The sequence below is a fragment of the Actinomycetota bacterium genome (assembly GCA_036280995.1).
Taxonomy (GTDB): domain Bacteria; phylum Actinomycetota; class CALGFH01; order CALGFH01; family CALGFH01; genus CALGFH01.
The window spans coordinates 1-11,142 of record DASUPQ010000911.1; the positions used below are offsets into that span (position 1 = coordinate 1).

Below are 11,142 nucleotides of genomic sequence, written 5' to 3' on the forward strand. Positions count from 1 at the left end.
ACGTGGACGGCGAACCCTGCTGCGCCTGGATGGGCCCGGACGGGGCCGGCCACTTCGTCAAGATGGTCCACAACGGCATCGAGTACGCCGACATGCAGTTCATCGCCGAAGCCTACGACCTGCTCCGCGGCGCCGGGCTGGAGCCAGCCCGGATCGCCGAGGTGTTCCGCGACTGGAACACCGGCGACCTCGAGTCGTTCCTGGTCGAGATCACCGCCGAGGTCCTCGGGCACGTCGACGCCGCCACCGGGAAGCCTCTCGTGGACGTCATCGCCGACGCGGCCGAGCAGAAGGGCACCGGCCGCTGGACGGTCCAGTCGGCCCTGGAGCTCGGGGTGCCGGTCAACGCCATCGCCGAGGCCGTGTTCGCGCGCTCGGCCTCCGGGCACCTCCGGCTCCGTGAGGCGGCCCGCTCGGCCCTGTCCGGTCCCGCAGGCGGACCGGTCGACGACCCCAAGCAGCTGGTAGAGGACGTGCGGGCCGCGCTGTGGGCCTCCAAGGTGGTCGCCTACGCCCAGGGCCTCGACCAGCTCGGCGCGGCCAGCGAGGCCTACCGCTGGGGCGTGGACGTGGCCACGGTGGCCAAGATCTGGCGGGCCGGCTGCATCATCCGGGCCCGGCTGCTCGAGCGCATCCGCCAGGCGTACGCCAACGCCGACCTGCCCACCTTGCTGGCCGACCCCGATGTCGCCGAGGAGCTCGGGCAGGCCCAGGACGGCTGGCGCCGGGCGGTCTCCCTGGCGGCCCGCCAGGGGGTCCCCGTCCCCGGGTTCGCCTCGGCGCTGGCCTACTACGACACCGTGCGGCGCGACCGGCTCCCGGCGGCGCTGGTCCAGGGACTGCGGGACTTCTTCGGGGCCCACACCTACCAGCGCGTCGACCGCGAGGGTGTCTTCCACACGCTGTGGTCGGAGGACCGGACCGAGCAGGAGGTCTGACCGCCGTGGCAGCAGCGATCGCGGGGGCGGAACGGTGCCAGATCCGGGCCTGGTAATCGGCGTCGACATCGGCACGACCGGGGTCAAGGCCGCGGCCGTGGACGCCGCCGCGGTCAGCCACGGTGGCGCCGAGCGCGAGTACCCGACCGAGTCGCCCTTCCCCGGCTGGTCGGTGCAGGACCCGGACGTGGTCGCGGCAGCCTCGGCGGCCGTGGTCCGCGAGGTGACCGCCAGGGCTGGCGCGGCCGGCCGGCCGATCGCCGGTGTCGCCTTCTCCGGGGCGATGCACAGCCTGATCGCCCTGGCCCTCGACGGCAGCCCCCTGACGCCGTCGGTGACCTGGGCGGACAGCCGGGCGGCGGCCCAGGCGCGGCGGCTGCGGGACAGCGGCGAGTGGCTGGCGCTGCACCGGCGCACCGGGACGCCGGTCCACCCCATGTCGCCGCTGGTCAAGCTGCTGTGGTACCGGGAGCAGCAGCCCGAGGTCTGGCACCGGGCGGCCCACTGGGTCGGCATCAAGGAGTACGTGCTGTCCCGGCTGGCCGGGCTGCTGGCGGTCGACGAGTCGATTGCCTCGGCCACGGGGCTGTACGGGCTGGCGGCCCGGGACTGGGACACCACGGCGCTCGACCTGGCGGGGCTGCGCCGGGAGCAGCTGCCGGCCCTGCACGCCACCACCGACGTGGTCGCCCGTCTCGGCGCGGACGTCGCCGCCTGGGGGCTTCAGGCCGGCACGCCGATCGTGGTCGGCGCCAGCGACGGCGTCCTCGCCAACCTCGGCGTCAACGCGGTCGCCCCGGGTGTGGCTGCCTGCTCCATCGGGACCAGCGCCGCCATCCGTGGCGTCGTCCGCGCGCCCAGCGTCGACGACCAGGGTCGGGTGTTCTGCTACGTGCTCGTCCCCGGCCGCTGGGTGGTGGGCGGTGCGACCAACAACGGCGGCAACGTGCTCCGCTGGCTCGCCCGGGTGGCCGGTGCCGACCTGCCCGATCCCGACGCCGGGCTGACCGAGCTCGCCGCCACCGTGCCACCCGGGGCGGAGGGCCTGCTCATGCTGCCCTACCTGTCGGGGGAGCGCGCCCCGCGCTGGGCGGGCGACCCGTACGGCGCATTCCTCGGGCTGACCCAACGGCACACCCGAGCCCACCTGGCCCGGGCGGCCCTGGAGGGCGTCTGCCTGCAGCTCGCTCTCGTGCTGGACGCGATGCAGGCGGCGGGACTGGAGCTGGCCGAGCTCCGGGCGACCGGAGGGTTCGCCCGCAGCCCGTTCTGGCGCCAGCTGCTCGCCGACGTCCTCGGGACGCCGATCGGGTTCCCGGTCAGCGAGCAGGGATCGGCCGCCGGGGCCGCGCTCCTGGGACACGTCGCTCTCGGACATCTGACCTCGGTCGACGACGCGGCCGCCCTGGTGCGCGTGACCGAGGTCGTCCACCCGGACCGGGACGCCGCCCGTTTCTACCGCCGGCTGCTGCCGGCGTTCGCCAGGACCGCCGAGGCGGTCGAGGACCTGAACGCCTGGAGGGCCGATGAGGCGCCGGATGGCCTGACCCACGCCGCGACCGGGCAAGCAAGCAAGGAGGAGTTCCCGTGACCATCCAGACCGCCCCGACCGTGCCCGCCACCGACCTTGACCGGCTGGCGGTCGACACCGTCCGGACCCTGGCCATGGACACGATCCAGAAGGCGGGCAGCGGCCACCCGGGGACGGCCATGGCCCTGGCCCCGGCCGCCTACGTGCTCTGGACCCGGTTCCTCAAGTTCGACCCGGCCGACCCGGAATGGTTCGACCGGGACCGGTTCGTGCTGTCCAACGGGCACGCTTCGGTGCTGCAGTACGCGGTGCTGCACCTCACCGGCTACCCGCTGGGCATCCGGGACCTGAAGCAGCAGCGCCAGTGGGGGTCGCTCACCCCCGGCCATCCCGAGTACGGGCACACGCCGGGGGTGGAGGTGACCACCGGGCCGCTGGGGCAGGGGGTCGGCAACGGGGTCGGGTTCGCGATCGCCGAGCGGCTGCTGGCCGCCCGCTACAACCGGCCCGGGCAGGAGGTGGTGGACCACCGGACCTGGGTGTTCTGCGGCGACGGGGACATGATGGAGGGGGTGGCGTCGGAGGCGTCGTCGCTGGCCGGGCACCTGCGGCTGGGCAAGCTCTGCGTGCTGTACGACGACAACCGGATCACGATCGACGGGCCGACCTCCATCGCCTTCACCGAGGACGTGGAGGCCCGCTACCGGGCCTACGGCTGGCACACCCTGGCCGTGGAGGACGCCAACGACCTGGAGGCGATCGCGGCCGCCTACCAGGCCGCCGTGGAGGAGACCGAGCGGCCGAGCTTCATCCGCCTGCGCAGCGTGATCGCCTGGGGGGCGCCCAACGCCCAGGACACCTCCAAGGCCCACGGGGCCGCCCTGGGGGAGGACGAGGTCCGGGCGACCAAGGAGGTCTACGGCTGGAACCCGGACAAGCACTTCAAGGTGCCCGAGGGGGTGCCGGAGCGCTGGCAGGTCCGGGTGGCGGCCAACCGGGATGAGCGCTCGGCCTGGCAGGGGCGCCTGCATGCCTTCAGCGACGCCGAGCCGGAGCTGGCCGCCGAGCTGCGGGCCGCCCTGGCCGGGGAGCTGCCGGACGGCTGGGACGCCGAGCTCGACAACCTGCTCGCCGAGCCGCGCAAGCAGGCCACCCGCAAGGCCTCCCAGCAGGCCATCAACGCCATCGCGGCCAACCTGCCGGCCTTGGTGGGCGGCTCGGCCGACCTGGCCGAGTCCAACCTGACCGACATCGCCGGCAGCGGCGACCTGACCGCAACCGAGGCCGGCCGCAACCTCCGGTTCGGGATCCGCGAGCACGGCATGGGGGCGATCGCCAACGGGCTGGCGGCCCACGGGGGCCTGCGGCCGTTCTGCGCGACGTTCCTGGTGTTCTCCGACTACATGCGGCCCAGCGTGCGCCTGGCCGCCCTGATGGGGCTGCCGGTGGTCTATGTGTGGACCCACGACTCGATCGGGCTGGGCGGCGACGGCCCCACCCACCAGCCGGTCGAGCACCTGGGCAGCTTGCGGCTGATCCCCAACCTCTGGGTGATGCGCCCGGCCGACGGGCCGGAGACGGCCGAGGCCTGGCGGGCGGCCCTGCAGCGGACCGACGGGCCCACCGCGCTGGCCCTGTCCCGGCAGGAGCTGCCCCCGATCGACCGGACCCGGTACGCCTCCGCCGCGGGACTGCACCGCGGCGCGTACGTGCTGGCCGAGGCCGGCGGCGGCGCGCCCGAGCTGATCCTGCTGGCCACCGGCTCGGAGGTCTGGCTGGCCCTGGCCGCCCAGGACGAGCTGGAGAGCCGCCAGGAGATCCCCACCCGGGTGGTGTCGATGCCCTGCTGGGAGCTGTTCGAGGCCCAGCCGCTGGACTACCGGGACGAGGTGCTGCCGCCGCAGGTGACGGCTCGGCTGGCGGTCGAGGCGGGCAGCACGCCCCTATGGCGGCAGTGGGTCGGTCTCGGGGGCGGGGTGGTCGGTGTCGACCGCTTCGGGGCCTCCGCGCCTGGTGGGACGGCCCTCATCAAGTACGGGTTCACCGAGGACAACGTGGTCGAGCGGGCCCTGGCCGTCCTGCACCGGACCCATATCGAGAAGGCCCGCATGCTGCGGAACCTGTCGGCCTGAGAGGCCAAGGAGGTCGGCAATGACCACCACCAACCCCCTCGTCCAGCTCAGCGACCAGGGCGTCTCGGTCTGGGTCGACTCGATCGCCCGCGACTGGCTGGAGAAGGGCGAGCTGCGCCGGCTCCGCGACGACTTCTCGGTCGTCGGGGTGACCTCCAACCCGACCATCTTCCAGGCCGCCATCGGCGCCGGCGGCTTCTACGACGACCAGCTCGCCGGCCTGGCCGAGCAGGGGCTCGGGGCGCAGGCGATCTTCGAGCGCCTGGCCCTGTACGACATCCGCTGGGCCGCCCACGAGCTGCGACCGGTGTACGAGGCGACCGGTGGCCGCGACGGCTACGTGTCCTACGAGGTGCCGCCCGACCTCGCCCACGACAGCGACGAGACCATCTTCCAGGCGGCCCGGCTGTTCGACCTGCTCGGCCTGCCCAACGTGATGATCAAGATCCCGGCCACGGTGGAGGGGCTGCCGGCCATCCGGGCCTCGATCGCCGCCGGCGTCAACGTGAATGTGACCCTGGTGTTCTCGGTCGCCCGCTACCGGGAGGTGGTCGAGGCGTACCTGGCCGGGCTGGAGGAGCTCGCCGCCAGGGGCGGCGACCCGAGCACGGTGGCCAGCGTGGCCTCGTTCTTCGTGAGCCGGGTCGACACCCTGATCGACCCGATCCTTGGCGAGCGGGTCGAGGAGGGCGGCCCCGACGCCGAGCTGGCCGAGGCGCGGCTGGGGACCGCCGCCATCGACAACGCCAAGCTCGCCTACCAGGCGTGGCTGGAGCTGTTCAGCGGGCCGCGGTGGGAGGCGCTGGCCGCCAAGGGCGCCCGCCCCCAGCGCTGCCTGTGGGCGTCGACCTCGACCAAGAACCCCAACTACCGCGACGTGCTGTACTCCGAGGAGCTGATCGGGCGGGACACGGTCAACACCATGCCCCTGTCCAGCGTGGAAGCCTTCGCCGACCACGGCATCGTGCGTGGCCAGACCGTCACCGAGGATCTGGACCGGGCCTGGCGGCTGTGGTCGGACCTGATCCGGGTCGGCATCGACGAGGAGGAGGTCGGCGAGCAGCTCGAGACCGAGGGCGTGGACAAGTTCGCCGCCAGCTACCAGGCCATGCTCGACGCCATCGAGGCCAAACGAGCCCAAGCCACCGGCTCGCCTCGCGAGTGAATGCCGCCACCGGGCGCCGTCCCGGACGAGGGGTGGCCGCCCCGGGAACGGAGCAGGAGGGAGGCAGGGCCATGGCATACCAAGGCGCGATCTTCGACGTGGACGGCGTGCTGGTGGACTCGCCGCACGAGCTCGCCTGGCGGGAGTCGTTCCGGATGCTGATGGAGGGCGAGTGGCGCGACATCCGCGACCAGACCACCTACAGCCCCGAGCATTTCACCCCGGCGGTGTACCAGCAGGTCATGGCCGGGATGCCCCGGATGGCCGGGGCACGGGCGGCGATGGAGCACTTCGGGGTGCCCGACATCGACGCCCGGGTCGAGACGTACGCGGCGGCCAAGCAGGAGCAGGTCGTCAGGCTCATCGAGGAAGGCCGGTTCATGGCCTTCCCGGATGCGCTGCGGTTCATCCTGGCCGTCAAGGGCATGGGGATCCGGGTCGCGGCGGCGTCGTCGTCCAAGAACGCCAAGCTGTTCCTGGAGCGGATCCGGCTGGACAGCTTCGCCGCCGAGCAGCGGCTGGACTACGCCTTCATCCGCGACGGGATGACCCTGGCCGAGCTGTTCGACGCCGACATCTCCGGCCGCGACTTCCCCAGGGGCAAGCCCCATCCGGCCATCTTCCTGACCGCGGCCGAGGAGTTGGGCGTCCGCCCGGCCGGCTGCTTCGTGGTCGAGGACGCCACCAGCGGGGTCCAGGCGGCCAAGGCCGGTGGGTTGGCGGCGCTGGGGGTGGCCCGCCTCGGCGACGAGCAGCTCCTGGCCGACGCCGGCGCCGACCTGGTCGTGACCACGCTCGACGACATCTCCCTGCGGCTCCTGGCCGAGGGGCGCCTGGCGGAGCGGCGGGCGGCCGCCGAGCTGCGCCAGCGGCACACCGAGCGGCCGCCGAGCGTCTGGACGCTGGTCTACGACGGCTTCGACCCGGCCCGCCAGGGGTTGCGGGAGGCGCTGTGCGCGGTCGGCAACGGGTATTTCGTGACCCGCGGCGCCCTGCCCGAGGCCAGCGCCGACGACGTCCACTACCCGGGCACCTACGTCGCCGGCCTCTACAACCGGCTGACCACCGAGATCGCCGGGCGCACGGTCGAGAACGAGGACCTGGTGAACGTGCCCAACTGGCTGCCGCTGGCCTTCCGGGTCGCCGGCGGGCGCTGGTTCGACGTGGCGTCGGCGGACGTGCTCGAGCACCGGCTGGAACTGGACCTGCGCCAGGGGACGCTGACCCGCCGCCTGCGCCTCAAGGACGCCGAAGGCCGGCGCACCACGGTCCTCCAGCGCCGGCTGGTCAGCATGAAGGACCAGCACCTGGCCGGCCTGGAGACGACCTTCGAGGCCGAGAACTGGTCGGGAACCCTGGAGGTCCGCTCCGGGCTGGACGGCCGGGTGGTCAACGCCGGGGTGAAGCGCTACCGCGACCTCAACGGCCGGCACGTCCAGGTGCTCGCCCAGGCCGAGGTCAACGCCGAGACCGTCGAGCTGCAGGCCGGGACCAACCAGTCGCACGTGCGGGTCGCCCTGGCCGCCCGCACCCGGCTGCTGCGCGACGGCCAGGCCGCCCAGGCCGAGCGGCGGCTGGTCTCTGAGCCCGGGTTCGTCGCCCACCAGCTGGAGGTCGAGCTGGAGCAGGGTCGTCCGGCCACGGTGGAAAAGGTGGTCGCCCTCTACACCTCCCGGGACCGGGCCATCTCCGAGAGCCTGCTGGACGCCCGCGCGGCGGCCGGGGCGGCGCCGGGCTTCGAGGGACTGCTGGCCCGCCACGCCGGCGAGTGGAACATCCTCTGGGACCGGTTCGACATCCAGCTCGACAGCGCCAACGAATGGGCCGAGACCGTCCTGCACCTGCACATCTTCCACCTGCTGCAGACCGTGTCGCCCCACACCGTCCACCTCGACGTGGGCGTTCCCGCCCGGGGCTGGCACGGGGAGGCCTACCGGGGTCACATCTTCTGGGACGAGATGTTCATCTTCCCGTTCTTCAACCTCCAGCGGCCCGTGCTGGCCGCCGCCCTGCTGGACTACCGGCACGCCCGCCTGCCGGCGGCCCGGGCCGCGGCCAGGGCGGCCGGCCACGAGGGCGCGATGTTCCCCTGGCAGAGCGGCTCCAACGGCCGCGAGGAGACCCAGCAGCTCCACCTCAACCCCAAGTCGGGGCGCTGGCTGCCCGACCACTCCCACCTGCAGCGGCACGTCAACATCGCCATCGCCTACAACGTCTGGCAGCACTACCTGGTCACCGGCGGCACGGCGTTCCTGCGCTTCGTGGGGGCCGAGCTGCTGGTCGAGATCGCCCGGTTCTGGTCGAGCATCACCACCTTCAACGCCGAGGAGGGCCGCTACGAGATCCTGGGGGTGATGGGGCCGGACGAGTATCACGAGGCCTACCCGGACGCGGACCGGCCGGGACTGAACAACAACACCTACACCAACGTGATGGCGGTCTGGGTGCTGCAGCGGGCCCTGGAGGCCCTGGAGGCTTTGCCGCCCCACTACCGCCAGGAGCTGATCCGGGAGCTGTCGATCCGCGACGAGGAGCTGGACCGCTGGCGCGACATCAGCCGCAAGATGAAGGTCGTCTTCCACGCCGACGGGGTGCTGACCCAGTTCGAGGGCTACGAGCAGCTGGAGGAGTTCGATTGGGAGGGGTACCGGGAGCGCTATGGCGACATCGCCCGCCTGGACCGGCTGCTGGAGGCCGAGGGCGACAGCACCAACCGCTACAGGCTGGCCAAGCAGGCGGACGTGCTGATGCTGCTGTTCCTGCTGTCCCGGACCGAGCTACGCGAGCTGCTGGCCGGGCTCGGCTACCAGGTGACCGAGGAGCAGCTGTCCCGGACGGTCGACTACCACCTGGCCCGGACCTCGCACGGCTCGACCCTGTCGGGGGTGGTGAGCGCCTGGGTCCTGGCCCGCTATGAGCCCGAGGAGGCCTGGCGGTTCCTCCAGCACGCCCTGGAGAGCGACGTGGCCGACGTTCAGGGCGGCACCACCGCCGAAGGCATCCACCTGGGCGCGATGGCCGGGACGGTCGACATCGTGCTGCGCTCGCTGGCCGGCCTGCGGCCGCGGGGGGAGGTGCTCCGCTTCGACCCCGCGCTGCCGCCCCAGGTCAAGCAGGTCCGCTTCAGCGTCCATTACCGCGGCCACCGGGTCGACGTCGAGCTGGCCGAGGACCACCTGCTGGTCAGGTCGCGGCCCGGCCCGGCCCAGCCCATCAAGGTCCTCGTCCGCGACCAGACCGTCGAGCTCGCCCCGGGCGCCGAGCATGAGTTCTCCCTGGAGCGGCGGCCATGAGCAATCCCGGAGGCGAGCTGGCCGAGCGGGCGGGCCGGCTGGCGGCGCGGGCGGACCAGGTCGCCCTCTGCCTGGACTTTGACGGCACCCTCAGCCCGATCGTGCCCGACCCGGAGGCGGCCAGGCCGCTGGAGGGCATGGTCGAGCTGCTCGGGCAGCTGGCCGCCCGGTACGCCGCCGTGGCGCTGATCTCTGGGCGCCCAGCCGAGTACCTGGCCATCCACGCCAACGCCCCTGGGGTGCGCTACCTGGGCATGTACGGGCTGGAGGAGATCGTCGAGGGCCGCGTCCAGGTCGACCCGCGGCTGGAGGGGGCCCGGCCGGCGGTGGCGGCGGCCGCCCGGGAGCTGGCCGCCGACCCGGCGGTCACGGCCAGCGGAGCCCACCTGGAGGACAAGCGCTACGCGGTCGCCGTCCACACCCGCCGGGTCGCCGACCCCGACCGCTGGGCGGGCCCGATCTCCGAGGCCGCCAGCCGCATCGCCGCCGCCCACGGCCTGGAGGTCGTGCCCGGCAAGATGGTCTGGGAGCTGCGCCCCCAGGTGCGCAGCGACAAGGGCGACGCCGTCCGTCGGGTGCTGGCCTCCTCCGGCGCCACCATCCTGCTGGTGGCCGGCGACGACCTCGGCGACCTGGCCGCCTTCGCCGCCGCCGCCCAGCTCGCCGCCAAGGGTGGCGACACCCTCCGGGTCGCGGTCCGCTCGGCCGAGGCACCCGAGCGGCTGTTGGCCGACGCCGACCTGGTGGTCGATGGGCCGCCCGGGCTCCGGGACTTCCTGGAGCGGCTCATCGCCCGACCCAGTTCGTCATGAAGCGGTGAAGGGAGTCCCGCGATCACTCCACCTCGTCACCTGGTCGGGTCGTCGCATCACCGAGCGCATCGACGCCGCCGCCACCGAGGAGGACGCCTGGTGCGCTCGGAGGCGGCCAAGCACCGGCGAGCGCTCGCCCAGGTCCTGACCTGGCTCAGCATCGCACTCATCTGGTGCATCACCGCGGTGCAGTTCTCGAGCGCCTCGGCGTCCGATCGCCAGTCTGGTCGCACCCGCCGCCGTGCTGGGTGCCGCCCTGGGCTTCGGCGCCCAGCAGGTGGTGCGGGACCTGATCGCCGGCACCTTCATCGTCCTCGAGCGTCAGTACGGCTACGGCGACGTCGTCCACATCTCGGCCGTCGGCTTCACCGAGGGGGCCACCGGCACCATCGAGGAGGTCGCCCTACGCACCACCCGGCTGCGCACGCTCAACGGTGAGGTGGTCATCGTCCCCAACGGCCAGATCGTCCAGGTCACCAACCTCTCCCGCGACTGGGCCCGCGCCGTCGTGGACGTGCCGCTACCGGTCGAGGTGGACGTGATGCGCGCCAGCGAGCCGCTCCGCAAGGTCGGCGAGGAGGCGTTCGACGACGAGGCGCTGCGGCCGCTGCTGCTCGACCCACCGACCGTGATGGGTGGAGAGCTTCGAGGTCGGCCAGGTGAACCTCCGGATGGTGGCCCGGACCCTGCCCGGCAAGCAGCTCGAGGTGGGTCGCAAGCTACGGGTCCGCGTGGCCGTGACCTTCCAGCGCGAGGGCATCGGCACCTCCGCCGACGCCGGCACCGAACCGGATGCGGGTGTCGCATGAGTCGCTCCCGGCCGCCCGCGACGCTGCTGAACGCAGGCTGCGGACCTCGACCTTGCTGCTGTGCCTGTTCTTCCTGGCCGTGTTGACCCTGTATCTTGAAGTCAGGCCCGCACCCGTCGGCAATACGAGCAGCTCGAACGGCTCCCGGCAGGCCGAGCCTCCACAGCCCACCGCGTCGGCGCCTGCCACCTCTGCGCCCGGAACAACAGCAACTGAGGCTCCGACCACCTCGGCCGCCCGCACCGCCACCACACCGACGACAGCACCGACATCGACCAGCCCGAGGACCATCGCGAGCTCGGCGACCTCTGGAGCCCCGACCACCTCGCCGTAGCGGCTCGAAGGCGCACCAGTCCCGTTTCGAGAGGTGACGATGAGCGAGGCAGCCCAGACGACACTGCTGATCCTGGGCGCCAGCGGCGACCTGACCGGGCGGCTGCTGCTGCCCGGCCTGGGGGCGCT

The 11,142-nt window shown here is 73.0% G+C and carries 7 protein-coding genes; all 7 read left to right on the forward strand.

Going from position 1 to position 11,142, the window contains the following annotated elements; translation table 11 throughout:
* Window positions 1-938 (forward strand): NADP-dependent phosphogluconate dehydrogenase (gndA, locus tag VF468_30365; GenBank protein ID HEX5882590.1); only part of this gene is annotated, 938 nt, incomplete at its 5' end.
* A 34-nt stretch (window positions 939-972) separates the two neighbouring features.
* Entirely contained in the window at window positions 973-2,529 is a 1,557-nt protein-coding gene (locus VF468_30370; protein ID HEX5882591.1) for a gluconokinase, read from the forward strand.
* On the forward strand, window positions 2,526-4,601 hold the full coding sequence (gene tkt, locus VF468_30375) for a transketolase (protein ID HEX5882592.1): 2,076 nt from the start codon (window positions 2,526-2,528) through the stop codon (window positions 4,599-4,601). The genes VF468_30370 and tkt overlap by 4 nt, the downstream gene beginning before the upstream one ends.
* 19 nt (window positions 4,602-4,620) lie before the next feature.
* Window positions 4,621-5,766, forward strand: a complete 1,146-nt coding sequence (tal, locus tag VF468_30380; GenBank protein HEX5882593.1) for a transaldolase — start codon at window positions 4,621-4,623, stop codon at window positions 5,764-5,766.
* A 71-nt stretch (window positions 5,767-5,837) separates the two neighbouring features.
* Window positions 5,838-9,059, forward strand: a complete 3,222-nt coding sequence (locus VF468_30385) for an HAD-IA family hydrolase (GenBank protein ID HEX5882594.1) — start codon at window positions 5,838-5,840, stop codon at window positions 9,057-9,059.
* Window positions 9,056-9,871, forward strand: a complete 816-nt coding sequence (gene otsB, locus VF468_30390) for a trehalose-phosphatase (protein HEX5882595.1) — start codon at window positions 9,056-9,058, stop codon at window positions 9,869-9,871. The genes VF468_30385 and otsB overlap by 4 nt, the downstream gene beginning before the upstream one ends.
* A 241-nt stretch (window positions 9,872-10,112) precedes the next feature.
* Window positions 10,113-10,766, forward strand: coding sequence for a mechanosensitive ion channel domain-containing protein (locus tag VF468_30395; protein ID HEX5882596.1), 654 nt, complete (start codon window positions 10,113-10,115; stop codon window positions 10,764-10,766).
* Window positions 10,767-11,142 lie beyond the last annotated feature (376 nt).